We start from the raw sequence: 26,741 nt of genomic DNA, 5'->3' as shown, positions 1-26,741 counted from the left end.
AATCCCATAGCGGGGAGTGTAACCGGTAATGCAGGCACCGCCACTAAATTAGCCGCTTCAAAAAATATCAACGGAATAGCATTTGACGGAAGTTCAGATATAACGATTGCCACAGCAGCATCTGCAGAAACATTAGCAGGCACTACCTTGAAATCAACCGTTACGGCTTCTGGTTTAACGAGCGTAGGTACCTTAGCTAATTTAATAGTGACTAATCCCATAGCAGGGAGTGTAACCGGTAATGCAGAAAATGTAAGGGGTTTGGTTGCTATTGCCAATGGCGGTACTAATTCAGCAGCTTCAGCCACAGCTGGGGGAATTGGATATGGCACAGGTACTGCTCATGCCTATACTGGTGCAGGTAGCACTGGACAAGTATTAAGTTCAAACGGAGCAGGAGTACCAACCTGGATTACACCTTCTGGTGGAGGTATACCCTATACAGGAGCAACGACTGAGGTAAATTTGGGCAGCTTTGATTTAAAGGTGAATGACTTAACCATTGGGAAGGGTGGTAGTGGTATAGCTACTAACACTGCAATAGGCAATTCTTCTTTAGGTCTCAATACAACAGGAACAGCTAATTCAGCGGCTGGTTTTGAGTCTTTAAAAAGTAATACAACAGGTGCAGCCAATACGGCTTTTGGAGCATATGCACTTAGAGAAAATCAAAATGGTGAAAGAAACACCGCATTTGGTAGTCAAGCATTACAGTCAACCAATGGTGCTTATGATAATACGGCTGTTGGGTATTTAAGTTCAGTAGCAAATGCTAGTGGAAGAAACAATACAGCAATAGGTTCAAATTCATCATTATCTAACACTGCAGGAAGTGATAATACATCAGTAGGATATGAGGCTTTGTATTTAAACCAAGCGAATGGTAATACAGCTTCTGGATATCAAGCAATGAGACAGAATATTGGCGGAGGTAGAAATACCGCATTGGGATATACCGCTTTGTACAGTAATACTACTGCAAGTTTTAATGTAGCAGTAGGTGCCCAAGCTCTAGGAGGCAGCACATCGGGTGATATAAATGTTGCCATTGGAGCTGGAGCACTTGATGCAAATATAACGGGTAGTTATAATACTGTTTTAGGGGGCTTTGCTGGCAGGTATTTTGCCGAGGGTCTTTCTGGCACAATGGATCCAGGAGAGGGCGCAAATGGACCTCATATGAATTCTAAAATGGATAATTCAATTTTAATTGGAGCTTGGACAAAGCCTAAAGCTAATAATGAAACTAATCAAATTGTAATTGGATACAATGCAATTGGAAATGGTTCTAATACCATTCAATTGGGTAATACAAGTGTAACTAATGTAAAAACCAGCGGCACCATAACAGCAGGTGGAGTTACTTATCCTAATATCGATGGAACTGCGGGTCAGGTATTAACTGCAAACGCAAACGGAATTCCAACATGGACAAGCGCTTCATCCACAGTGAATGCAAGTAGTATATCAGGTATTGTTGCAGTTGCCAACGGTGGTACAGGTGTGACAAGTTCTACCGGAACGGGAAGTGTAGTTTTATCAAATTCACCTACTTTTTCGGGACCAATTACTGCTAAACAATATGTTGTTACTTCGCCAACAACCATTTCAGCGGCTGCGACCACTACCATTGACCTAAGTACAGGTAATTTGTTTGAGGTGGCTTTAGGAGCCAATATATCCACCCTCACTCTAACTAATCCTTCTAAAGGTACCTACCTAATCAAACTCAAACAAGATAATACAGGATCAAGAACGGTGGTTTTTCCAACAACTTCTTGGCTTTGGGCAGGCGGAACAATTCCAACAATAACAACCACCGCCAACAAAACCGATTTTATTACCATTATTTTTGATGGGAGCACTTATTACGCAACCGCTGTGCAAAATTTTTAATCCATGCAAAGACTATTTTTTCTTTTCCTCTTCATTTCATCTTTTGCCCAAGCACAAATCGTCCCACAGGGATTTTTGGTAGGAAAAGTAAAACTGGCTATTGGAGATGCTTATCAGGGAGGAAAAATAGCTTATATTTTTGCCTCAGGTGATCCTGGTTATGTTTCCGGACAAACCCATGGCTTAATCGCAACAGTTGCTGATGTATCATCAGGTGCACAATGGGGATGTTACGGATCAACAGTTTCTGGAGCAGATGGTGAAGCTATAGGAACAGGAAATCAAAACACAATTGAGATAAATATGGCAGGGTGTTCATCAGGAAGTGCCGCTAGTCTTTGTGCTAATTTAGTACAAGGGGGTTATTCTGATTGGTATTTGCCAAGTTTAGAAGAGTTACGAATAATGCGTTTAAATAAAAGTGCTATTGGCGGTTTTGCAGCTGCAGATTATTGGAGCAGTTCGGAGTACAATGCTTCAAATGCATACTATGTAGGCTTTCAATTCACCGGCTACGACGGTAGATATAAGTACTCTACCTATAGAGTTCGTGCTGTTAGGTCTTTTTAGTTATTTAACAAATTAAAAACAAAAGTCGCCTAATTGAATGTTATGGAAACTATAACTGCTAAACAATATGTGCTAAATATACCAACAACCATTTCAGCGGCTGCGACCACTACCATTGACCTAAATACTGGTAATTTGTTTGGGGTGTCTTTAGGAGCTAATATGTCTACCATCTCTCTAACTAATCCTTCTAAAAGCACCTACATGATTAAACTCAAACAGGATGCTACAGGATCAAGAACGGAGGTTTTTCCAACAACATCCTGGCTTTGGGCTGGCTGAACGGCTCCAACCATAACTGCCACTGCCAATAAAACTGATTTTATTACCCTTATTTATGATGGTAGCACTTATTACGCCACCGTCGTTCAAATTTTTTAATCCATACAAAGAATATTTTTTCTTTTTCTATTCAGTCCACTTTATGCTGACGATTTACAGTAGAGAGTATAATCGTAATCGTTCCTGATATGGATTAATTTTGTGTGAAATTGTTTCTTCATATTCTGTGGTGTTTAAATTATCTTTGTCATCAAAAGCTGTCACCAATTGATGATTAATTCAAACAAAACAGCCTTTATACCAATTTAATACACTTAGTTTATGAACTATTGGTTAGTCAAGTCAGAACCTTTTAAATACAGTTGGGATACATTCAATCAGGATGGACGTACCTTTTGGGATGGTGTGCGAAATTATCAGGCAAGAAATAATCTGAGAGAGATGAAAGAAGGAGATCTGGTTCTCTTTTATCATAGTAATGAAGGTAAATCAGTTGTAGGGATAGCCAAAGTGGTGAAAGAGTCTTATCAAGATCCTACAACAGAAGATAAAAATTGGGTAGTAGTTGATTTGGTACCTGTTGAAACCCTTAAACATCCAGTTACTTTAGAGCAGATTAAAGCCGATTCACGCCTCCAAAATATCGGTCTGGTAAAGCAGGGCCGACTTTCTGTAATGGGAATGAAAGTAGAAGAGTTTGATAGGATAGTGGAATTGGGAAGCTAATTATTGGGTTGTCTGTTGTCTGTTATCGGTTGTCTGTTGTCAGTTATCAGTTATCTGTTGTCAGTTATCTGAGGTATGAAGTGCTGTTATGACATGAAGTTAAATTATCTCAATACTCTATACTCAATACTCTATACTCAAAAAGTAGTTAGTTGGTTAGTTATTAGTTGGTTCGATTTGAATTGGACTAATCATTTCAAATAATTGCTCTTCTCTGCTTTTACCTTTCTTCTGTTATCAGTTATCTGTTATCAGTTGTCTGTTATCAGTTGCCTGTTATCAGTTGCCTGTTGGTTAGGTGGTTAGTTGGTTAGGTGGTTAGGTGTTAGTTGGTTAGAATTGCCTTAGACTAATCATTTCAAAAGATTGCTCTTCTCTACTTTTACCTTTTCGCTTTCTGCTTTTCCCTTTCAACCTATTACCTACAACTTAATACTTACAACCTATTACCTATTACCTACAACCTACAACCTACAACTTACAACCCACTTTGATTCAAAAAAAGCGCCTTCAGCTCTGTTGCATCATTTGCTTTCATTTTTCCTGCAAGAACAAGCCGTAACTGTCGGCGTCGCAGGGCCCCATCAAATAGTTTTTTTTCTAGTTCGCTTTCAGGCGTTAATTCTGGAACTGGAATTGTTTTTCCATTAGCATCGATTGCTACGAAGGTGTAAAAAGCTTCGTTAGAACGCACTCTTGTTCCAGAAGGGATATTTTCAGCCCAAACATCTAATCTTACCTCCATTGAGGTGCTAAATGCACGTGTAACCTTGGCTTCGATCGTGATCACATCGCCCAGTTTGATGGCATGCTTGAAAGATACGTTATCTACTGATGCGGTAACTACAATATTGTTGCAATGCTTTTGTGCTGAGATTGCTGCGGCTATATCCATCCAATGAAGTAGACGACCACCCATCAGGTTATTTAGGGTATTGGTATCGTTTGGAAGTACCAGTTCATTCATGATCGTAAATGAACCTTGCGGGCTTTTTAAGATTGTACTCATGAAGCAAAGATAAGGTTTAAGACTTACGATTGATGCGGAAAGCGACTGACGAATATGTACTGCATTTGGAGAGGTAAATTAGACAGTCTAGACTAGTTCCGGATCTGGGTAAAGCCAATCAGCTCATCCCACCTCGAACCTGGTTTTCGGTAATAAAAGAAAATTTGGTAATAATTTTCTGTTTCGAAATGGGAGCCGTCATATAGCACGTCATCCCTAGTTTTACCATCTTCATTTACCCAAACATAATGATAGTCTATCAGTCCCTGTTTGATGAATATTGAACCGTTGAAGCGGTTTCTGCTCTCATCATAATCTAGCTTATCGATAAGTCGGTAATCATTGAATTGGCCTACAACATATAGATTTCCGTTAGTTGCTGGTTTTTTCGCCAACAGGCTTAAATGAACGATAGCGTAATCGGCATCGGTGCGGTTATCTCGTCCGTCGAGGTTTCGTACATAAAATGCCCCGTTTTCATCATTTATAAAGGTATAGCCCGGTCTGTTTTCTGTAACATCGGTTAGCAAGTAAACAGTATTGAGTGTGTCCTGTATAATTTTCCCAACTCGTTCTGTCCTGAAACGTAGGCTTCGAATATCAAAACGCCTAAATTCATTTCCTGCCCTAAAATCCATCAATCTCATATCATTATACACCAATTGATTTGGTCTGATAAAGGTTGGGCGATTCAGGCTTTGTGAATTATCATGCCTGCCATTTTGCAATACCCGAACTTTGGCTTCTATGTAAGGGTTATTGATCATTAATTTCCCGTGATTGATTAGGAAATTTATTTTTTGCATCTGATCGCGATCAGCTACATTATTTGATCGGGTAATTTCAGCTGCAATGCTTGTTTGAGCATCAACAACAAAAAACCGTTTGGTGATCAGTATTTTTCGCTGGTCATTATCTTCATAAATCTTTAAAAGATAATTGCCTGAAATTTTAGGCTTTATGGTTAAATTAGGGATGCTTAGTTCATAATGAGTGAACCTTTGCAGGGTATTGAATGAATTACGGTAATCAATAATCCGGTCTTCAGAAAATCCTTCTAGATAATCAATAGGGGATAACCTGCTACTTTTCCATTCAGAATCGCAATGTTCAATAGAATAGGTGATATTCCTGCTACCAGCACGCAGATCATCAAAGCCTAGTAATAGGTTTTCTGTGCTGCCTAGAATATAAACCGGAATAGATTGCTCCTTAGTGCGATTATAAAATTCAACAGTTTTGATCTCCGGAATGTAAGTATAGTTCTCATAACGGATAGTATTGAATGGAGCTTCAGGAGCGCGAATACGCACTTTTTTTTGCCCATATCCAATCATGAAGGCCAATAAAAGTATAATAAGAACTGATATTTTCTTCATACGATCATTTTATGCACTTAATTGGACTATATAAAAACGGAAATTTTAGTTCCCCTCGAGTTCCATGATCTCTTCTGCCATGCGTTCCCATTCAGCCTGGGCTTTTAATAAACGCGGACTTAACTGCTGATAACGTCTGTTTGCTTCAGATAGTTTCTCAGGATCACTATAAACTTCTTCTTTGCTAAGTTCCAATTCGGCTTCTTTTACAGAATTTTCCATTTCTGCAATCTCAACTTCAAGCTTTTGAAGTTCTAGATTTAGTTTCTTGATCTCTTTACTTTTATCGTCAGTTTGAACCTTTGGTTTCTCTTCTTTCTTTTCCTCTTTCTTAGGTGCTTCTACTATATTTTTAGGAACATAAACTCTTTTGGAGTTCCATTCTTCGTATTCTGCATAAGTTCCAGGGTACTCTTTGATCTCTTGGTCTTCAATGAACCAGATTTTATTAGCCACATTGTCAAGTAAATACCTATCGTGAGATACTACAATAAATGTTCCTTCATATTGATTTAAAGCTGATATTAGAATATTTACAGAGGCAATGTCCAAGTGATTGGTAGGCTCATCGAGGATCAGGAAGTTTGCATCAGCAGTTAAGGCCTTGGCAAGTGCAACCCTTGATTTTTCTCCTCCAGAAAGAACCTTGATCTTTTTGAAAACATCGTCTCCGGTGAATAGAAAACATCCTAATATAGAACGCAATTCTGTTTCGGTATGTTTGGGAGCAAATGCCTGCAATTCCTGAATTAGCGTGTTCTCTAAATGGAGAGCTTCTAGCTGATGCTGTGCAAAAAATGTTTGTGTTACATTATGGCCGGTTTCACACATGCCGGTAAAATTATTTTTATCAGCACCAGCAATGATCTTAAGTACCGTTGATTTACCACGACCATTTGCACCGATAAGAGCTATTTTATCTCCCTTTTCAATGGTAGCTGTAGCATTTTTAACAATTGGCACCCCCGGATAAGACTTGTTCAAATCTTCAATACGTATCACATGCCTTCCAGATTGCTTGCTAAATTTAAAGCTGAAGTTAACCGATGGGTTATCATCATCCACATCATCTACACGCTCCATTTTTTCAAGGGCCTTGATTCGCGACTGAGCCATTTTAGCTTTGCTGGCTTTAGCTCTAAAACGCTCAATTAGACGCTCTTCTTGTTTGATTTTAGCCTGTTGATTTTTAAACTGTCCGCTTTGAATTTCTTCTCTTAGTCCTTTTTCTTCTATATAAAAGCTATAATTTCCTGCATAAGGAATCAGTTTACCTTTTCTTGACTCAACAATCTTTTTTACAACTCTATCCAAAAAATACCTATCGTGTGAAACAATCACAATGGCACCTTCAAAAGCCTGTAAATAGGTTTCAAGCCATTTGATGGATGGAAGATCCAAGTGGTTGGTTGGCTCATCTAGTAATAGGATGTCAGGGCTCTGCAGTAGTATTCTTGCAAGCATGACACGCATGCGCCATCCCCCTGAAAATTCTGAAAGATTACGTTGCGTATCTACATCGCTGAAACCCAGACCGGCCATGATTTCATGTGCGCGGTATTCAATGCTGTATCCGTCAAGTGCTTCAAATTCATTCTGTTTATCACTTAACTTATTAAGTAGGTCATCGGTATAATCTGTTTCCAGTTTCTTAAGAATGGATTCTATTTCTGTATGAAGTTGGTTTTGGCGCTCAAAAGCCTCCATAGCAACATGCAAAATGCTTTTATCACTCTGATAAGAAAGAAGATCTTGATTCAGATAACCGATCTTAATATCTTTTGCCATGGAGATAGTTCCACTTGTAGCGGCATAGTCTCCAACAATTATTTTTAACAGTGTAGTTTTACCAGTTCCATTTGCACCAATCAGACCGATTTTTTCGCCCGGTTTGATGTGCCAGTTTGCTTCGTCGTATAATGCCCTTGCACCGATCTCGAATATTAGATTATTTATTGCGATCATTTGCCGCAAAAGTACGGATTTTATAGATTATTTTTTTCTAAAAGCGCGCCAATTAGTGATTTTCCTTAGACTTGGAATATTGGCGTATAGTTTGATTGCAATCGTATTGAATTATTCAGATTGCATAGCTTAATTCTTATTCAGGGTCTTGAAGTAGCTTTGTGTTATACTTAATGAATTTTAATATGAAATAGAAAATAATTGAAGCTGCTCCAGCAAAATATAAGGTTTCATTAAAGTTTCTTTGCTCTTTGACCATTTCTCCGCCAATATCAAAAAGGCAGAATAGGATAAGAAGTGCCGCAAGTCCATTTTTTTCTTGGCGAAGTACTTTTTTCCAGTTGAAATTATAATCCGCTTTTTTGAAAGAGCTAAACTTTGGAACGATGACCGGTGTTTTTTTTGCCCATTCTAAATAGGTCTGTCCAAACTTATTTTTTAAGAACTGCTCTTCAGTGAAAATAATTCGTTCATAATATAAAAAATAGAAGAGGGTAAAGGCAATTATAAACCAGAAATTACCAGTGAGCATTGCAATTCCAAGCCACATGAAAAAATTACCTACATAAAGCGGGTTTCGCATGATTGAATAAATACCCGTTGTGTTTAAAACATCAGCTACCTGAAGATCAGTATTTCTACCTGAGGTATTTGGCCTACTATACCCAACGGTATATATACGGATAAAGAATCCAAGGAAAGCAACTAGCAGACAGGATAATTCATATAAACTTTCTTGAATATTGCTCACTAGAATCCAGTTTTCAGGATTTGACTCATTTTTTAAAAATAAGACGATTCCGATCGCGAAAATGATCAGTGGTAAAATGCTGCGGTACTTAAATAGCCAGGCACCCTGACTTTCCATTTGCTCAGTTAAGGCCATTCATTATTAGATTAAGATAATGTTAAGCAAATGTAAATATTAAAATTCTATTTGCAAATCTTGTAAATTACTTATGTTAAGGTTTTTGCTCAATTTATTGGGCATTATGGCTTAGGAATTAAACAATTTTTAAAAATTTGAATGTTATTATATAGCTTCTGAAATAAAAATATAAATCAAACCTGTAACTTCGCTTTATGTACAAACTGATTAAACCCCTGTTATTCCAATTTGACCCTGAAATTATTCATTATGTCGTTACCGGCGCATTAAGAAGAGTAAATCGGATCTGGGGTGTAAAATCATTTTTGAAAAACCTCTATCAATTAGAAGATCAACAACTTGCCAGAGAAGTATTCGGATTAAAGTTTAAGAATCCGCTGGGTTTAGCTGCAGGTTTTGATAAGAATGCTTCAATGATTGAAGAGTTAGCTCAATTCGGATTTGGTTTTATTGAAATAGGAACGGTTACTCCCTTGCCACAACCTGGTAATGAAAAGCCACGGATGTTTCGTTTGCCTCAAGATGATGCATTAATAAACCGAATGGGTTTTAACAATCAGGGGGTTGATGTTGTTGCAGCACGTTTAAAGCAGGTAGATAGGAAAGGATTAATCATTGGTGGAAATATAGGTAAGAATAAACTTACGCCCAATGAAGATGCAGTTAGTGACTATATCAAATGCTTTGACCGTTTATTTGATGTGGTTGATTACTTTGTAGTGAATGTGAGTTCTCCCAATACTCCTGGCTTACGTGAATTACAGGAAAAAGAACCGCTTAAGCATATCCTTAATATACTTCAACAACGAAATAATAAAAATCAAGTATCGCGGCCTATTTTGCTTAAAATAGCGCCAGATTTGACTAATTCTCAACTGGATGATATTATTGAGATTGTGATGGAAACAAAGATTGCCGGGGTTATTGCTACCAATACCACGATCTCTCGCGATGATTTACTGTCGTCAGAGAATTTGAAAAAAGAAAGTGGAGGATTAAGCGGAAAACCGTTAACTGCGCGATCAACCGAGGTTATTCGTTATCTTTCTGAACATTCAAATAAGTCTTTTGTGATTATAGGAGTGGGTGGAATTCATTCACCTGAAGATGCCATTGAAAAGATCAAAGCAGGAGCATCTCTTATCCAGCTCTATACTGGTTTTATTTATGAAGGACCGGGATTGGTTAAGAGGATACTGAAAGGCTTGTTATAGATCAAATGCTATAAGAATTATCGTCATCTCGAACATGCAAAGCATCTTTTTTTTAAATTAAAATGACGCATTCAGAGATCTGTTGATCAATCCACAAATTTGAAGCTGATTCAATTATTAATCTATTCGGCATAAAACAAAAAAATCCTGATCATGTCTGATCAGGATTGAATCTTAAATCTAAGATAAATTATTTCTTTGCAGCGGCCTCAATTGCAGCCAAAACAGCATTGTTTTTGCTAACTTGACTTTTTGCAGATTCTGCAGAACGACTACCGATTTCGATATCCCGGCCTAGTTTTAAAAATTGAACCTCTAAACGTGAAGTGGTTTTATTTTTTCTGTCTTTTCTTTTTAAACGTGTAACACCCATGGTTTTAAATTTAATTTTCTTTTTGAGGTCAGGAGCGGATTCGAACCGCTGTAAAAGGTTTTGCAGACCTCTGCCTAGCCACTCGGCCACCCGACCTTTTGTAAAGGAATGCAAAAGTAGCAAATTATAATTGCTACCCAACAATTTTTAACAATTTCTTCTTATTTCAGAACAGAATATGGATGCAGAAATTGCAACATTCAAAGATTCTGCACCTCCCAGGCGTGGAATAGTGACCGGAAAGCCAATCATTTTCATCAGATCAGCATTAATTCCTTTCCCTTCATTGCCTAATAATAAGATACCTTCTTGACCGAAAGTAGTTTTGTAAATTGATTGGCCATCTAATAAAGCGCCATAAACTGGAAGCTTTGTTCTTGAAAAAATATCTTTTAAGTCTGAATATATAATCTTAACCCTAGCCAGTGAACCCATGCTTGCCTGTACTACTTTTGGGTTGAACGCTTCAACAGTATCCTGCGAACAGATAATGTACTTGATTCCGAACCAATCTGCTGTACGTATGATTGTACCCAAATTACCGGGATCCTGGATGCCATCTAGTGCTATTGAGAAATTGCCTTCTAGTGAATCTAATTTTAATTCTTCAGTACTTGGTGTTTTAATTATTGCCAGCAATTGTTGAGGAGTACTTAAAGCGCTTATCTTTGATAAATTATCAGAGCTTATTTGATGTAGCTTTATATTTTGTGATAATTTGCCCAACTTTGGCACAACACCTGTAAGATGATAGATAGAATCAATTTCAAATTCTGAATTAATGAATTCGCTGATTGATTTTAATCCTTCAACAATGAAAAGACCATGTTCTTTTCTGAACTTTTTTTGATGTAAAGATTTTATAAAACTTATTTGAGACTTTGAAATCATACCTTCTCTGCCGTAGTTGTTTACCTGCAAGTATACTGCTTTTGTTCTTAATATTTGCCGGATGTAATGCATCCAGGTATCTGCCCCAAGATCAGGCATTGGTTAAGAAAGTTAAGCTGGAGGGGGTAGATAAGCAATTTTTAGAAACTGCCTTAACTTTTGTTCAGAGTGATATTCGTCCCAATTCAAGACAGAATCTGGCTTTGTATAATATTTTTAATACTCGTAATGGAAAATATCGTACCGATAGGATCAAAGCAATTGGAGAGGCTCCCCATGTACTTGATAGTTCATTATTGGAGATATCGCGTGTTCAAATCGAGAAATTTCTTGCCTCAAAAGGTTATTTTAATGCTAAGGTAACAAGCGACCTTAAAATAAAGAAGCAAAATGCCGAAATTGTCTTCACGGCTGATATTGGTTCTGAATTCAAGATTAAGAAAATAAGTTTCGAAATTGAAGATACCACAGTTTCTGCTCTTTATCTAGCCAACCGTGCTAAGTTTACCCGTTTACAGGAAGGTAAGCGCTTCGACTCAGATACACTTGCCTATGAGCGAGAACAGATCTACAAACTAATGAAGCAGCATGGTTATTATGATTATGTGAGGCAGTTTGTGAGGTTTGATGTAGATAGTAATCTGCTTAACAGCGAAGCTAATCTTAGATTATTCCTTGCAAATCCTGCAAATAAATCTGCACATCAAACGTATACAATTGATACTAGTGTCCTTACTATTTCTACTAGCAATGGGCTAAATACCGGACTAAACCTAGACACCGTTACAATTGATTCACAATTTCATTTTGTTGATTATTCCAGAAAATTTAAGGCTAAGCCAATTAGTCGTTATATTTATTTAAAGAAAAATAATCTATATAATATTGATAATGAAGAAGTTACCTATGATCGTTTGTATGATTTTAATGTTTTCAGAAATTTGAAGATCGAGTATCAGAAGTCAAGCGACAGTACCTTTAAATTAGTACCAAATTATTCGATTACACCACTTAAAAAGATGAGTAACAGGGTTGAAGGTGAATACACGTTCAATTCAGGGCGTAATGGATTCAATATTGGAAATACCTATACCAACCGAAATCTATTTGGGGGCGCCGAGCATCTTGAAATTAAGGCAAAATATGGAATATTTTTCAATGCAGATGGAAGCGGCAATGTTTTTGACCGGGTATTTAGCCGCGATCTTCAGTTAGGAGCAAATCTGGTAATACCGAAATTATTGGTTCCATTTAATATCCCCTTAATGGGAAGAAACGGAATACCCCGTACCACAATTTCAAGTAGTTTCCAGCTTTTTGATCAAAGGCAGGCCTTTTCAAGTAGGGTGTTTATTAATTCTATAATTTATGATTGGGTTGAAACTAAAACTAAGCTGCACTCTTTCACGCCAATAAATATTGAATTCAGGAAGGGAAAACTAGATCCTGTTTTCAGGGATAGTTTAATTCAGCGAGGCTTTGAATTATATGTTAGGACCAACGATAGGCGTTTTTTCAATTTGGGAAGTCAGTATGCGTTTACCTCTAATGCTATTAAGTTAAATACGTATAGTAATTTTTTGTATTTCAAAGGATCAATCGACGCAGCTGGCAATTCGCTTGGATTATTGAATAAGATAGTGAACTTCAATGTCGATAATGATGGTTTCAGAACGATATTGGGATTGCCATATCAGCAATATTTAAAGACAGAAATTGACCTTAGATATTACTGGTCATTTGGTGGCGAAAAGCAATTGGTGGCTCGTATTAACCCGGGTGTTGGTATTGCTTATGGTAACAGCGATCAATTAACTTTTGAAAAGAATTTCTTTGCAGGCGGATCAAGTGGAGTACGAGCATGGCAGGCACGTACTTTAGGACCCGGCATTTACAATAGAGCTGTTCTGGGGAGTGATGGCAAGGCAGATACATTAAGGGCTAATCTGCGTAACCTCGATCAGTTAGGAGAGATCAAAATGGAGGGCAATTTGGAGTATCGTTTTAAGATAGCAGACAATATTTTGAATGCAAAAGTCAAGGGAGCAACTTTTGCTGATATAGGAAACGTTTGGAGGCAAAAACAAACAGTTGAAAATCCGGGTGGTGAATTTAAATTCAATCAATTTCTGGGTCAGCTTGCACTTGGAGTTGGCGCCGGTTTACGTTTTGATCTTAACTACTTCGTGTTCAGACTCGATGCTGGTATCAAGGTTAAAGATCCACAATTCACCGGTTCAGATCAATACGTAATTAAGCATCTGTTTAATAAAAAGCAATTTAAGCTCGATTATGCAGAAACCCACCGACCAGATATTTATCGCTTTGTGCAATATAACTTTGGTATTGGCATGCCATTTTAAAGAGTATTCCTAGATCAGGTTCTTTAGGCCATCAAATACCGTTTCAAAAAATGTAGGTAGTTTAAGTCCGTTGGTTGAATTGTAATAGAATAATAATACCAATAGGATTATGGCGATAATAATGAATTTTCGGAATAGGGCAGCTAGTATGATCAGAATTAAGGGCACAATCACTAATACCCACCAGTTTATAGTTATAGGATTGATAGAATCACCTTTACGGATCACGTAATATAATTTACCATGAGTACCTGATTCGTTCTCATGACGTAAATAAAGAAATGTAGATTTATCAATAGGTTGTGCTGCTACAGCCACACCATTATTAAATTTTAATTCCTGACCAAATCCATTGATGCTAAATTGAAAGGTACCACTCAGGTTTTCCAAAGGTTTATCCAATGAGTCGGTAGCAATAATGGCAATCTTATTATTCTTCAGCAAATTCTCTTTCACAATAAAATTATTGAGAACAACCTCGTTGCCCACACTTAATTCAGATTGAGAATACACTTGATTGCTTGATACTATAAAATATAGTCCGATAATAATACTTCTGAAATTATTCATTCAAATGATTGTTTATTAAAATTAAAAGCCAATATAGAACATGATAAAATTAATGGTCTTGAACTTGTGTGATAAGATTTACCGACCTGACTTTTTTTAATTCATTTACTGCTCTATTATGATGATTTGCTCCGGTTAGAACAATAATTCGTTTTCCTCTATTATTTAGCGCCAATTGTTTGATGTTATCTGCAATACGCTGATCACGGCTAACCTGAAAATCATCGTAATACTGATATGGAGTATTTTTTAGCACTTCAGTTTGCCCCTTTGTAAACTCCTCAGTTAAAGCATCATACTTTCCATCCATTAATTGGTTTGCACCCAATGTCCCCATCATTTCTCCTCGTTTAGTGATAATTGCTGGAAGGTCTTTGGTAATTCTAGCTTTCACAATGGCACTATCGCTCATTATTTTTTGATTCATTGCTCTGAATTTTCCAAACTCGCCAATTGGTTCCTTCATAAAATCTGGCGGAAGAGGTTTTCCTTCAAAATCTGATCCCATGAAGTCAATACCAGCCTTTATAGCTTTTGGGAATTCATTTTTGAATAGGATCATTTCCGGATTATACAATGGATTTAAATAATTAGTGTCTCTGTTCATGTCTTCTGGCCTGATTTCTAAAGCAATGATATCGGGTTTAAAATTCTGAATGATTCGTCTGACATGTTCAAAATTGTAATTCACATTCTTTTTATGTCCGCCATGAATTGTTGGAAGAATGAGTACTTCAGTTTTTTGAGCAAAAATTGGGTTTGCAAAACTGCTGATCACAAATAGTACAGCTATATAGATTTTAAATTTCATGTGATTAAGGTAAAATTAGATTACTGATCAATCCATCCTGATCAAGAGTGATTATTGTATTACTTCCTTCCTCTTTGATACTAATGAGGAACTGCTTGCTAGTAGCTTCAAGATTGAGCATATTCTTTTTACCGTTAAGCTGAATATCGTTTTCAGGAACTTTGAGTTCATTCAAACTTGAAGCGTATCGTTTATTTATTTTAAAGTATTCTTTTTGCCTGTAATAGGCCAGCCATAAGTATTTACGTTGTTTTTCTGAATAGGGAAGAATAAATGCTTGCTCATTATTATTAGGCGTGTTTTCAGCGAATTGCGTATATCCCCATCTTTCCGGATAATGCATATTGATTATACCCTGTGGGGTCCAGCATGAATAATGAGGGGGGAAAGCCTTCCCAGTACTATCTAATGCTTTGGAATACACTCCATTGTTAACTATAAAATCGAAATTAGTTCTCAAAAAATTGATTCTGAGATTCTTATTTTGTTTCGCATCTTTTGGATTAAAATTAAATGCTGAAAGTGGTAAGGCAATCTCTGCAGTCCATCCATTATCACTATCATCTGCATTATTAATTGTCCCACTAATTTTAACGGCCGACTGGATTCCTATAGGTATCCATCCGCTAACCGGAACACCTGCATCCCTGTAAGGCTTATTCATGATCAAAAAGAGCATGTTATTTTGAGGGTTAATCTGAATCTCAAAATCATCATTCATATTATTATCGGGATCGATAAAGATCTTAAAAACATTATCTCTGAATATAATATCCTTTTCTGGTTTATTATTAGCCCAAACATGTGGCTCCTGCATTTGTGCAGCTATGTATAGATATTTTTCATCCCAAAGCATCTTAACCCTGGTTTTAAATGTGGGAACAGGTTTTAGATCTCCCTCAATGTCTATAAAAAAGTCAGACCATCGACTATCAAGCCATGCTTTTTCATCTAATTCTCCGTCAATTTTGAGAGTAGTTTTAGTATTAAATAGCGTATAGGATTTGGGTTCTGAAAATAGATTTTCAACCCCCGTGAATGGAGATTGTGCAACCAGGTTAAGAGATGCAAAACAAGCTACATAAATAGATATTAAGCTTTTAAAAATAGTTTTTGGTCGCAAATGGTTTAAATGATATGTATGATTATTATTTAGATTGTTAAAGCTATACTAAATTGATGGTAGATTCTTTTTCAGCTACCAATTATATCGTAACATTGCTATAACAGGTAAATGGTCTGATGCATAATGTTCTTGAATAACTTTATGTTCAAGGATGCTAAATGGATTGCCTATTCGGTAGGCGATAAAATCAATTGTCCTATTGGGTTTTACTACAGGGAATGTTGGATCACATTTTTGACAAGTGCGGGTAAATACTTTGTCCATTTTTTGTATAGCCGATGATTCCTCTACCGCATTCAAATCGCCTGCAATGATAAATGGTAAGGTTTCATTCAATGCTATCCGATTAATTTCTTCCATTTGTACCTCCCTATTTACCGAATTATTTAAATGATCAAGGTGCGTGGCTCCAAACCTGATGAATTTCCCATTTTTAAGATGAATTTTTGCAGTTGCAAGAACTCTAGGCTCTCCGCCAGTATCTTTTATAGTAGTTAAATGATATGTTTTTACATCTGAAATAGGGTATTTGGAAAGTATACAAACTCCATAATCTCCTCCGTCATGGTCTATGGCCTTTGCAAAATAAAAATTCATTCTCAGGCTTTTTGCAATGTTCTCAGCCTGATTAATCTTTCCTGAGCGCATCGTATTAACATCTACCTCCTGCAAGGCTACAAGATCTGGATTTTCGATTTTTATAGCATTAATTAGTGCTTTCATGTCTATAATTCCTGGTTTTGACGGAGGATTTCCGATATGGATATTATAGCTCATGATTTTTAAAACTCTGCCTGGAACTCTATTTTTACCACGATTTTGGTTTTTAGATACCCCGCAAGCAGTTAGAATTAAAAGCACATAAGCGAAAATAAGTATTCTCATTTTTATTGATTTTATAGCCAGCACTGAAAAAAAGAGACTCTCGTAATGACGCTTTGCAACAGGCAAAAATAAATTTTTTATTGCATGGTGGTAATAAGCACCTATAATTTCATTCCGCTCATAGCCGCGGGGGCTTAGTTCTTTTTCTGTAGCAAAAAAGAACCAAAACGCTACCGCTGCGCCTGCTGCTATGAAAGGTTCTGCGAAGGCTAGAACTGTAATTGCCGCACCAGTCAAGGCGGAACAACGGGTATTAAGGGTCTGTGCGAGCGTGGCGGATAAAAAATAATTGGATTAAGCGCGTTGAATTTAGTATTTTATTAGAAATAATTTCCTTGGCTGCCTATTTTACCTTTTTTAATTTTTTTTAAATCGAGCATAGAATGAAATGAGCAGTAATTTGTACATTTATTAAAACTATATATATGAAATCTAAATTTATTTTTCTTCTGACCTTTTTATGTTCAATGAATCTTTACGCTCAGCCTGGCGAAGGTCAATGGGAGAACTTGTTTAATGGTAAAGACTTGATTGGTTGGAAGTTATTGGGAGGAAAGGCCACTTACGAAATCAAGGATGGAGAATTAGTTGGAACCACAGTATCAAACACTCCTAATTCATTTCTAACAACCGAAAAAGAATATGGAGATTTTATTCTGGAGGTTGAACTTTTAGTTCATCCTTCTATGAATTCGGGTATACAAATCAGAAGTCTAAGTAAAAAGGAATACCAGAATGGAAGAGTTCATGGCTATCAGGTAGAAATTGACCCTGCTGCCCGTGCATGGAGTGGTGGAATTTATGATGAAGGCAGAAGAGGCTGGTTATATAATTTGGAATTAAATCCTGCGGCAAAAACTGCTTTTAAAAATAATGTTTGGAATAAGTACCGCATTGAATGTATTGGTCATAGCATCAGAACCTGGGTAAACGGAATTCCTGTAGCACATTTAATAGATGCTGAAACCAGTAAAGGGTTTATCGCCATGCAAGTTCATGCAATTCCTGCATCTGAACCAGCTGGTAGGCAGGTTAGGTGGAAGAATATTAGAATTCAAACAGGTAAATTAAAGCCTTCTGCACCAGATCGTATTTTTGTTGTTAATACAGTCCCTAACAATCTTTCACGACAGGAAAAAAGTTTGGGCTATCGGTTATTATGGGATGGAAAATCAGCAAAAGGCTGGACAGCTTCCAACAATAAAATCTTTCCTGAAAATGGATGGAATATTCAGGATGGTGTTTTATCTGTACTTAAAGATCAGGTAGGTCAGCCAGCAACTGGGGGTGACATTGTTACAACTAAGCAATTTGCTGCATTTGAATTGAAGTTTGATTTCAAATTAACTGAAGGAGCAAACAGTGGACTAAAGTACTTTGTGAATACGTTCAATGGTTCTGCACTTGGATTGGAATATCAGATTCTTGATGATGAAAAACATCCAGATGCCAAGTTAGGAATTAAAGGCAACCGAACATTAGCTTCTTTGTATGACTTGATGCCAGCTCAAAAAGTTCCGGCTTCAATTAAAAAAATGGGTGAATGGAATCAGGGAATGATCAGAGTATTGCCTGATAATAAAGTGGAACATTGGTTGAACGGTTATAAAGTTCTTGAGTTTAACCGTGGATCTGATGAATTCAACGCATTTATTGCTCAAAGCAAATTTAAAAGCGTACAAGGATTCGGACTTACTTCGGCAGGAAAAATTATGCTTCAGGATCATGGAGATGAGGTTTTTTTTAGAAGCATGAAGATTAGAGAATTAAAATAATTGATAATTCAGTAACCAAAATTTATAATTTTTAGAAATACAAATTGCTTTTATTGAAGGCTTACATTTTTAAAAATCAAAATAACAGGTTGTTTATTTTATTCATCGTAATTACTTTCATTAAGATTGTAAAGTATTGATTAACAATTGATTATTTATTTTTTTAATTTACTATACCTTGTTTTTTATGCGTTAAATGATCTTTTTGAGGTGAATTATTGGCTACTTGTATTGTCAATTATATAACAAATTCCTCTTTTTGTTTAAATTTATCAACTAAAAATTGATTTTTGTTATAAATTTCGCACTTTTGTATAGTGGCTATATGGTATGCCTAGCAATTGAATTTAAATGAAACTCAGCGAAAAAGAATCGATTTTTACTAATGAAGTTGTAAATAGATTTGAACTATATAATAGCCTATTTCTGACATTACCATTTTATCAGATCAAGCATACCGGTACCCTATTGCCATTTTTTACTTCACATTGCGAGGATGGTGTAAAGTCTCAGCTAAGTCCAACAGATATTATAGAAAGCTTTTTTGGACAATATGAGCAGTATATTCAGGCGGCCGATCGTTTCGACTTATTATTTCGTTTTATCCAGTATATTGAGCGTCAGGTAGTTTTATTTGATGCAGTTGAAGATGCTTCATTTAACAAAACAGGTCGCTGGGAAGATACAGGTTCATTAAACTCGCTCTTCCAGCAGGCTGCAGCAAATCCCTTGATCGATAAAAAGATCAAAGAAAAATTAAAGGATTTCTCCTTAAGATTAGTTCTGACAGCTCATCCAACGCAGTTTTACCCGGGTCCGGTTTTAGCTATAATTACAGATTTGATTGAGGCTTTAAAGCAAAATGATATCAATTCAATAAACCTGTTGCTGAAGCAGCTCGGAAAAACACCCTTCTTTAATAAAAATAAGCCAAGTCCTGTGGATGAGGCAATCAGTCTGGCCTGGTTTCTTGAAAATGTATTTTATCAAACTACTTCAAGCATCCAATCGCAGATCGAGAATGAGTTTGATTTAACTGATCATTCCCAATTTATTGAATTAGGATTTTGGCCAGGTGGAGATCGTGATGGCAATCCAAATGTGACCACCGAAAGCACAAAAACAGTTTCTGCATTGCTTCGCACGGTCTTATTTCGTTGCTATTATCGTGATTTCAGGAATTTGAAAAGACGTGTAACCTTTCGGGGAGTTGAAAAGTATATGTCCACTTTACAAAACCTGTTTTATGAAAACAGTTTTAATGTAGTTGATGAACCTAAAAATCAGCAAGATGATATCATAAGTAATTTAGAGGCCATTAAAAAAGTGTTGGTTGAGGCTCATGATGGATTGTTTTCAGATAAAGTTGAAGATCTAATCCGTAAAGTAAAGCTATTTGGTTGTTATTTTGCCTCTCTAGATGTTCGTCAGGATAGCCGAATTTTGCGTGCAGTTTATCAATTTGCATTGACGGAGAATGGCTTCGAAACTTCTAAACACGATAAACTTTCAGCGCTGAATGAAGATGAACGAATCGCAGGTCTTACTTTTAAGGAATCTGATTTTCAATGTCCAGCCAAAGCTGATAAACTGACCAAGGATACACTCGATACTATCCGTTTGATTCATCAATTACAGTATGCAGGTGGAGAAAAAGCATGCCATCGATTTATCATAAGTAATTGCCAGCAAGCCTCAGACATTCTTCAATTAATGGAGTTATTCCTTTTGAGCGGATGGGAAAAGGAAAAGTTAACTATTGATTTCGTACCGCTATTTGAAACCATTGAAGACTTATCTAATGCTACTCAGATAATGGAAACACTATATGCACATCCATTCTATAAAAAGCATTTAAAGCGACGTTATAATAAGCAAACCATCATGCTTGGTTTCTCGGATAGTACTAAAGATGGGGGTTATTTAATGGCAAACTGGTCTATTCTAAAGGCAAAAGTTGCCCTAACTTCTACTGCCCGAAATAACGATGTTGATTTAGTCTTTTTTGACGGCAGGGGTGGCCCACCAGCAAGAGGTGGGGGCAAAACTCATTTATTTTATGCCTCAATGGGCAAAGATGTGGCAAATGATCATATCCAACTGACCATTCAGGGTCAAACTATCAGTAGCCAGTATGGTTCTTTTGATAGTGCTCATTATAATATGGAACAATTGATTAATGCTGGAATTGTATCCTCATTTGATCAGAACAATATCAATACACTTAATCATGCTCAAACCAATTTGATAGCCAATCTTGCCGGCGAAAGTTATCAGGTATTTGCTGCCTTAACAGCACATCCATTATTTTTAAAGTACCTTGAAAAACACAGTCCGCTGAAGCTTCTTTCTCAGATTAATATCAGCAGTAGGCCAGTAAAAAGGAATGTTGATGCTGAATTAAGACTTGAAGATCTTCGTGCAATTAGTTTCGTGACAGCATGGAGCCAATTAAAACAAAATATTCCTGGTTATTATGGAGTGGGTTCTGCCTTGAAGAAGGCAAAGAATGCGGGTTCATTTAACGATATTAAACAACTATACATTGATTCAGGGCAGTTTAAAACGATGATTGATAATTGCATGATGTCTATGTCTAAATCAGATTTCAGGGTTACCGCATATCTTGAGAATGATGATATTTTTGGGCAATTCTGGAGAATGATCAAAGAGGAGTTTGAACTTACCAGAGATCTACTTTTGGAGGTTTCTGATACTCAGACTTTGATGGAAAAGTATCCTGTAGAACGTAAATCTATCGCTTTAAGAGAAAAAATTGTTTTGCCCCTAGTCATAATCCAGCATTATGCTTTGCAGCAACTTAATAATATGAAAGCTAAAAATATAGTTAATGACCAATCAGAAATTTATGATAAGCTGATCATACGCACGGTATATGGAATTGTAAATGCGGGTAGGAATTTAGTTTAGTCTGAAATTAGCATTAATTTGACTCTTGCATTGAAATTCAATTAAGAAAGCCCTTCTAATTATTTAGAAGGGCTTTTTTGTGTACCCAGAGGGATTCGAACCCACATCAGCAGAACCGGAATCTGCAATTCTATCCATTGAACTATGGGTACTATCTGTTAACGAAAAAATAATCCTTCAAATATACTTAATCCACTATCAGTGGCAAGGTTTAAACATTAAATCTGAAGTGCATAATGTCGCCATCTTGTACGATATAGGTTTTTCCTTCTACACCAAGCTTTCCAGCTTCCTTACAAGCAGCTTCAGAACCAAGGCTCACAAAGTCTTGGTATTTGATAACTTCTGCACGGATAAATCCTTTTTCAAAGTCTGTGTGAATCACACCAGCTGCCTGAGGGGCAGTAAATCCCTGTGTAATAGTCCATGCTCTCACTTCCTGAACACCGGCAGTGAAATAGGTTGCTAATTTCAATAGTTTGTAAGCTGCGCGAATCAATTGCGCAACTCCAGATTCTGTTAATCCCAAATCTTCAAGAAACATTTGACGTTCTTCAAAACTATCTAAAGAAGCAATTTCTGCCTCTATCTGTGCTGAAATAATCAAAACCCCTGCATTTTCTTCTTTTACAGCTTCTCTAACCAATTCAACATATTTATTTCCATTCACAACAGACTTCTCATCCACATTACATACATACAAAACAGGCTTTTCAGTCAAAAGAAATAAATCTGAAATAAATTCTTTGTCTTCTTCGCTGATTGGTGCTGTACGTACTGATTTGCCTGTTTCAAGATGATTTTTAACAATATTGCATACCTCATAGGTCTTCTTGGCATCTTTATCATTTCCGGTTTTAGCCATTTTCTCAACCTTTTGGATTCTTTTGGTGACCGCATCTAAATCCTTTAACTGCAATTCAGTGTCAATGATCTCTTTATCACGTATTGGGTCTACAGAACCATCTACATGGATTACATTATCATCGTCAAAACAACGCAGCACATGAATGATTGCGTTGGTGGCCTTGATATTACCCAAAAATTGATTCCCTAATCCTTCGCCCTTACTTGCACCTTTTACAAGTCCGGCGATATCAACTATTTCAATGGTATTTGGCTGTACTTTGACTGGCTTAACAAGTTCAGCTAGTTTTGTTAAACGATCATCAGGTACTGTAATAACACCAATATTAGGTTCAATGGTGCAAAAAGGAAAATTTGCAGCCTGTGCTTTCGCATTTGATAAACAATTAAAAAGTGTGGATTTTCCAACATTTGGTAACCCAACTATACCGCATTGTAATGCCATTTATAAGTTGTAAGTTATAGGTTATAAGTTATAAGTAATAGGTTATAAGCTTTCCGCTTTCCGCTTTAAGCTTTAAGCTTTCCGCTTTCCGCTTTCCGCTTTCAGCTTTCCGCTTTCCGCTTTCCGCTTTCCGCTCAATTGGCGCAAATATAGAAATTATGTTCTGAGTTTTGCTTTGTAATTGGGTTTACAAGTAGGTGTCCCTTAAAAGGATAATCATTATTAACTGTTTATATAGCTTTGATTCAGATACAATCTACTGGTATAATTAAAATATACAGGGATTGGATTCAAATCCTTTTGCATCTACTTTAAGCCAAAAGGTATTCCCGCTTTCTGGATATCGTACAAGATCTTCTTGATTCAGGTCGCCTTTAGCTGTGGTAATAACCAAATGGTCCAAATTTATACCCGCAAATGTACAGGAAGTAACGTAAGGAGCTGGTATTTCAATTTTATCCAATAGCGAACCATTGTTTGGGTTCCATTTATAAATACCGTATCCACCCCAGTGTGCAATCCATAGCATTCCTTCCTGATCAATGGTCATACCATCAGGTATTCCTAGTTCTGGAGGAATTTCGATCGCATTTTTTTCAAATTGTATTTCTCCAGTTTCTTCATTGAAACTAAATGATTGAATTACCCGTGTCGGACTATCAATAAAGTAAAGTCTTGAATTATCGGCTGACCAGCATATTCCGTTTGAAATAGTAAGATCAGTTAATACGGTATTGATTTTTAGATCTTTGTCAATTACATATAAAGAACCTGCTCCCTGTTCAAATGCCTTATGCATGGAACCTATCCATAATCTTCCCTTGCTGTCGCATGCAGCATCATTGCAACGTATATCTTTGTTTTCAGTCTCAATATCAAGGATATAATCCAGTTTTGCAGACTCCGGATCAAAGCGTCCGATACCACCGTTTAAGCCTAAAATAAGTGAATTGTTTTGACCTATTGCAACCATTGTTACCTTAAAATCAAAGGTCCATGATCTAGTCGATTTATTAATCCAATGATATTCAAATAGCATACCACTTTCAATGTCAACCCAATAGCAGCAATTCTTTACAGCATGCCAGATCGGGCCTTCTCCAAGTTGGCATTGTGATGGATATAATACGGTTGCTTTCATCTGATTAGTAAGTAATAATAGGGGAGCTATTCTGGTAAGATCAATACGGAGAAGGACTAATACATGACCATCCTCCATCAATTACAAGACATTGCCCTGTAATTTGTTTTGCTTGATCAGATACAAGGAACAGTGCTGAATCTGCAATATCTTTTGCTGTAGATGGCCGGCCGGTAGGAGAGAGCCTTGACCAGGTTGCTTCATATTCAGGGTCGTCAAGCGTTCTCTCGGTCATTGTTGCACCTGGTGCAATGGTATTTACATTTATTTTATAGGAAGAAAGTTCAATGACCAGGTTTCTTGCAAGCATTTCTATTGCCGCCTTGGTCATGGCGTAGGCAGCCAGATTCTTGTGGGCCTGATGGCCTGTTACTGATGACGTGAATAAAAGTGAACCTCCTGAACCCTGTTTGATCATTTGTTTCGATGCTGCTTGTGCTAGAAAGAAAGTTCCTGACAGGTTAACCTGCAAAACAGAATTGAATGATTCAGGGCTATAGGTTAAAAAATCACCGAATAAGGTAATACCTGCATTGGCGATAACTATATCCAGTTGTTTGTATTCTTTTACCGCCAGATCAACCATGCTCTGTATAAATTCCAGATTGCTGGAATCTCCAGACCATGCGATGCAAATGCCATTTTCTTTCCTGATATTTTTTGCGGCATTCTCGGCTAAACTGGAGTCAAGATCATTAAGAATAACCTTAGCCCCCTGTAGTGCCAACTGTCTGCATATTTCATATCCTATTCCTTGGCCCGCACCGGTAACAATAGCTACTTTATTTTCAAAAGGTTTATTCGACATAATATAATGTTCAATTTAATGAGAATCTCTTGTTACCTCGCTGCCAGATCCTCCCTTTAGGAAGTGGAAATCGGCGCCCAAATGAGCCTGCTCAACATTATTGATATAAAGCCCGGTATATCCTCGGTCAACCAAGTTTTTAGGTTTAATCCATTTCTCTTTTCTTGCATTTAACTCTGCATCGCTGAGATCAACGTTCAGGCTTCTGGCCTCTAAATCAAGTGTAATTATGTCACCTGTTTCTAGAACACTAAAGTTTCCTCCAAGAGTTGCTTCGGGCGATACGTGTAAAACCACTGTTCCGAACCCTGTTCCGCTCATCCGGCCATCAGATATTCTAATCATATCTTTAACCCCTTTTTCAATTAATTTTAAGGGTAAGGTCATATTTCCAACTTCAGGCATTCCTGGATATCCTTTCGGACCTACATTCTTCAATACCAGAACGCTGGTTTCATCTACCGGCAGGTTAGGGTCATCGATTCGGGCTTTGAAGTCTTCAATGTTTTCAAATACGACGGCTTTCCCGGTGTGTTTAAATAAATGCGGGCTAGCAGCCGATGGTTTTATAACTGCGCCATTCTCGCAAATATTGCCCTGAAGTACTGCTAAGGCAGTTGCAGTGTTAAATGGCTTATTAAGGCTTGCAATAACATCCTGGTTAAAGCAACGTGCATTTTTGTAATTTTCGGATATTTTTTTGCCATTGACGGTAATACAATCTTTGTGTAGGAAAGTATCCAGTTCCTTTAAAAGGGCTGGTAGTCCGCCGGCATAGTATAGATCTTCCATGAAAAATTTCCCAGATGGCTGCAGATTTGCCAGAAGTGGGATAGGAGCAGATAGTGGGTCGAACTCTTGCAGTTCGAGTGGCACTCCAATCCTTCCTGCAATGGCGGTTAGGTGGATCACAAAATTGGTGGATCCCCCGATTGCTGCATTTACTTTGATCGCATTTTCAAATGCTTTTTTGGTCAGAATATCTGAAGGTTTAAGGTCTTCTTTTACCATGTCTACAATTCTTCGCCCTGATAGCTGTGCCAGAACCTTACGGTTTGAATCAGCGGCAGGAATTGCAGCATTCCCAGGTAGGGTGAGTCCGAGCGATTCTACCATACAAGCCATAGAAGATGCAGTGCCCATTACAGCGCAATGCCCTTGACTACGGCATAAACCGGCCTCGGCTTCATTCAATTCATCTTGAGTCATTAAGCCTGCCCTCAGATCAGTTGAAAATCGCCAAACGTCACTTGTTCCGATGTCATTGCCCTGATATTTACCGGTAAGCATTGGTCCGCCAGATACAACAATAGAGGGAATATCTACACTACAAGCCCCCATAACCAGCGCAGGAGTAGTTTTATCACAACCGCACATTAATACCACTCCATCTATTGGATTTGCTCTAATCGACTCTTCTACGTCCATGCTGACCAGGTTTCTGAATAACATCGCAGTAGGTTTGATTAGGGTTTCACCTAACGACATAACAGGAAATTCAACCGGAAAACCACCGGCTTCCAGAATACCCCGTCTTACTGATTCAGCCAGCTCACGGAAATGTGCATTGCAGGGAGTTAATTCTGACCAAGTATTGCAAATGCCAATTACTGGCTTACCCTCAAATTCATCAGCAGGGATACCCTGATTTTTCATCCATGCACGGTAAATAATGCCATCTTTGCCTTTTTTACCAAACCACTGTTGGCTGCGTAATTTATTTTTCATGTTATATCTTTTTTACCCTATCTACGGTCGATTGAAGAAATCGCAATAGCAACAATTTGAATGAATAGCCCGCTTTCCGAACATTATATTTAAATAA

At 37.3% G+C, this 26,741-nt stretch carries 22 protein-coding genes and 2 tRNA genes; 8 read left to right on the top strand and 16 right to left on the bottom strand.

Going from position 1 to position 26,741, the window contains the following annotated elements:
* From ACIQZ6_RS06180 to ACIQZ6_RS06165, 4 genes are all read left to right on the top strand, one after another.
* A partial coding sequence (locus tag ACIQZ6_RS06180; protein WP_395809234.1) for a beta strand repeat-containing protein occupies window positions 1-1,896 on the top strand: 1,896 nt, incomplete at its 5' end.
* 3 nt (window positions 1,897-1,899) lie between these two features.
* The gene (locus ACIQZ6_RS06175) at window positions 1,900-2,466 is read left to right on the top strand and encodes a DUF1566 domain-containing protein (protein WP_395809232.1); all 567 of its coding nucleotides are present in this window, start codon (window positions 1,900-1,902) and stop codon (window positions 2,464-2,466) included.
* Between the two features lie 42 nt (window positions 2,467-2,508).
* A complete protein-coding gene (locus ACIQZ6_RS06170; protein ID WP_395809230.1) occupies window positions 2,509-2,748 on the top strand; it encodes a hypothetical protein in 240 nt (79 codons plus the stop codon).
* A gap of 321 nt (window positions 2,749-3,069) precedes the next feature.
* Window positions 3,070-3,474: an EVE domain-containing protein gene (locus ACIQZ6_RS06165; RefSeq protein WP_395809228.1), complete on the top strand. Its 405-nt coding sequence runs from the start codon at window positions 3,070-3,072 to the stop codon at window positions 3,472-3,474.
* Window positions 3,475-3,952: 478 nt separating this feature from the next.
* Here the strand turns inward: ACIQZ6_RS06165 and ACIQZ6_RS06160 are convergent, their stop codons facing one another.
* The 4 genes from ACIQZ6_RS06160 to ACIQZ6_RS06145 form a co-directional block, all read right to left on the bottom strand.
* Window positions 3,953-4,483 (bottom strand): acyl-CoA thioesterase, encoded by a 531-nt coding sequence (locus tag ACIQZ6_RS06160; RefSeq protein ID WP_395809226.1) that lies wholly within the window; start codon window positions 4,481-4,483, stop codon window positions 3,953-3,955.
* A gap of 92 nt (window positions 4,484-4,575) precedes the next feature.
* Window positions 4,576-5,862, bottom strand: coding sequence for a DUF5103 domain-containing protein (locus tag ACIQZ6_RS06155; protein WP_395809224.1), 1,287 nt, complete (start codon window positions 5,860-5,862; stop codon window positions 4,576-4,578).
* Between the two features lie 45 nt (window positions 5,863-5,907).
* Window positions 5,908-7,827 carry an ABC-F family ATP-binding cassette domain-containing protein gene (locus ACIQZ6_RS06150; RefSeq protein WP_395809222.1) on the bottom strand — a complete coding sequence of 640 codons (1,920 nt, stop codon included), beginning with the start codon at window positions 7,825-7,827 and terminating at the stop codon, window positions 5,908-5,910.
* 136 nt (window positions 7,828-7,963) lie between these two features.
* Window positions 7,964-8,713: a methyltransferase family protein gene (locus ACIQZ6_RS06145; RefSeq protein ID WP_395809221.1), complete on the bottom strand. Its 750-nt coding sequence runs from the start codon at window positions 8,711-8,713 to the stop codon at window positions 7,964-7,966.
* A 197-nt stretch (window positions 8,714-8,910) separates the two neighbouring features.
* Here ACIQZ6_RS06145 and ACIQZ6_RS06140 point away from each other — a divergent pair, with 197 nt between their 5' ends.
* On the top strand, window positions 8,911-9,930 hold the full coding sequence (locus ACIQZ6_RS06140) for a quinone-dependent dihydroorotate dehydrogenase (RefSeq protein WP_395809219.1): 1,020 nt from the start codon (window positions 8,911-8,913) through the stop codon (window positions 9,928-9,930).
* Between the two features lie 190 nt (window positions 9,931-10,120).
* On the opposite strand, the gene ACIQZ6_RS06135 is transcribed toward ACIQZ6_RS06140, so the two are convergent.
* The 3 genes from ACIQZ6_RS06135 to ACIQZ6_RS06125 form a co-directional block, all read right to left on the bottom strand.
* Window positions 10,121-10,303, bottom strand: coding sequence for a spore protein (locus ACIQZ6_RS06135; RefSeq protein ID WP_395809217.1), 183 nt, complete (start codon window positions 10,301-10,303; stop codon window positions 10,121-10,123).
* Between the two features lie 25 nt (window positions 10,304-10,328).
* Window positions 10,329-10,399, bottom strand: a tRNA-Cys gene (locus ACIQZ6_RS06130).
* Window positions 10,400-10,450: 51 nt separating this feature from the next.
* A complete protein-coding gene (locus ACIQZ6_RS06125) occupies window positions 10,451-11,293 on the bottom strand; it encodes a TrmH family RNA methyltransferase (RefSeq protein ID WP_395809215.1) in 843 nt (280 codons plus the stop codon).
* On the opposite strand from ACIQZ6_RS06125, the gene ACIQZ6_RS06120 reads away from it, so the two are divergent.
* Window positions 11,293-13,557 (top strand): BamA/TamA family outer membrane protein, encoded by a 2,265-nt coding sequence (locus ACIQZ6_RS06120; protein WP_395809213.1) that lies wholly within the window; start codon window positions 11,293-11,295, stop codon window positions 13,555-13,557. The genes ACIQZ6_RS06125 and ACIQZ6_RS06120 overlap by 1 nt on opposite strands.
* Before the next feature lie 9 nt (window positions 13,558-13,566).
* On the opposite strand, the gene ACIQZ6_RS06115 is transcribed toward ACIQZ6_RS06120, so the two are convergent.
* The 4 genes from ACIQZ6_RS06115 to ACIQZ6_RS06100 all read right to left on the bottom strand — a co-directional run bounded on the left by ACIQZ6_RS06115 (window position 13,567) and on the right by ACIQZ6_RS06100 (window position 17,186).
* The gene (locus tag ACIQZ6_RS06115; RefSeq protein ID WP_395809211.1) at window positions 13,567-14,127 is read right to left on the bottom strand and encodes a hypothetical protein; all 561 of its coding nucleotides are present in this window, start codon (window positions 14,125-14,127) and stop codon (window positions 13,567-13,569) included.
* A gap of 49 nt (window positions 14,128-14,176) precedes the next feature.
* On the bottom strand, window positions 14,177-14,938 hold the full coding sequence (locus ACIQZ6_RS06110) for a hypothetical protein (RefSeq protein ID WP_395809209.1): 762 nt from the start codon (window positions 14,936-14,938) through the stop codon (window positions 14,177-14,179).
* Window positions 14,939-14,942: 4 nt separating this feature from the next.
* Window positions 14,943-16,061 (bottom strand): carbohydrate-binding family 9-like protein, encoded by a 1,119-nt coding sequence (locus ACIQZ6_RS06105; RefSeq protein ID WP_395809207.1) that lies wholly within the window; start codon window positions 16,059-16,061, stop codon window positions 14,943-14,945.
* 75 nt (window positions 16,062-16,136) lie between these two features.
* The gene (locus tag ACIQZ6_RS06100) at window positions 16,137-17,186 is read right to left on the bottom strand and encodes an endonuclease/exonuclease/phosphatase family protein (RefSeq protein ID WP_395809205.1); all 1,050 of its coding nucleotides are present in this window, start codon (window positions 17,184-17,186) and stop codon (window positions 16,137-16,139) included.
* A gap of 188 nt (window positions 17,187-17,374) precedes the next feature.
* Here ACIQZ6_RS06100 and ACIQZ6_RS06095 point away from each other — a divergent pair, with 188 nt between their 5' ends.
* Complete coding sequence (locus ACIQZ6_RS06095) at window positions 17,375-18,724, top strand: DUF1080 domain-containing protein (protein ID WP_395809203.1); 1,350 nt, start codon at window positions 17,375-17,377, stop codon at window positions 18,722-18,724.
* Window positions 18,725-19,075: 351 nt separating this feature from the next.
* Window positions 19,076-21,655, top strand: coding sequence for a phosphoenolpyruvate carboxylase (locus ACIQZ6_RS06090; RefSeq protein ID WP_395809201.1), 2,580 nt, complete (start codon window positions 19,076-19,078; stop codon window positions 21,653-21,655).
* A gap of 80 nt (window positions 21,656-21,735) precedes the next feature.
* Here the strand turns inward: ACIQZ6_RS06090 and ACIQZ6_RS06085 are convergent.
* From ACIQZ6_RS06085 to ACIQZ6_RS06065, 5 genes are all read right to left on the bottom strand, one after another.
* Window positions 21,736-21,807, bottom strand: a tRNA-Arg gene (locus ACIQZ6_RS06085).
* A gap of 59 nt (window positions 21,808-21,866) precedes the next feature.
* Window positions 21,867-22,967, bottom strand: a complete 1,101-nt coding sequence (ychF, locus tag ACIQZ6_RS06080; protein WP_395809199.1) for a redox-regulated ATPase YchF — start codon at window positions 22,965-22,967, stop codon at window positions 21,867-21,869.
* A 268-nt stretch (window positions 22,968-23,235) separates the two neighbouring features.
* The gene (locus tag ACIQZ6_RS06075) at window positions 23,236-24,108 is read right to left on the bottom strand and encodes an SMP-30/gluconolactonase/LRE family protein (protein ID WP_395809197.1); all 873 of its coding nucleotides are present in this window, start codon (window positions 24,106-24,108) and stop codon (window positions 23,236-23,238) included.
* Between the two features lie 40 nt (window positions 24,109-24,148).
* On the bottom strand, window positions 24,149-24,916 hold the full coding sequence (locus ACIQZ6_RS06070) for an SDR family NAD(P)-dependent oxidoreductase (protein WP_395809195.1): 768 nt from the start codon (window positions 24,914-24,916) through the stop codon (window positions 24,149-24,151).
* Window positions 24,917-24,931: 15 nt separating this feature from the next.
* On the bottom strand, window positions 24,932-26,644 hold the full coding sequence (locus ACIQZ6_RS06065; protein WP_395809193.1) for an IlvD/Edd family dehydratase: 1,713 nt from the start codon (window positions 26,642-26,644) through the stop codon (window positions 24,932-24,934).
* Window positions 26,645-26,741: the final 97 nt, after the last annotated feature.

The organism is Daejeonella sp. (assembly GCF_044348475.1).
GTDB lineage: Bacteria > Bacteroidota > Bacteroidia > Sphingobacteriales > Sphingobacteriaceae > Daejeonella.
This window is presented reverse-complemented; position numbering and strand designations above follow the sequence as displayed.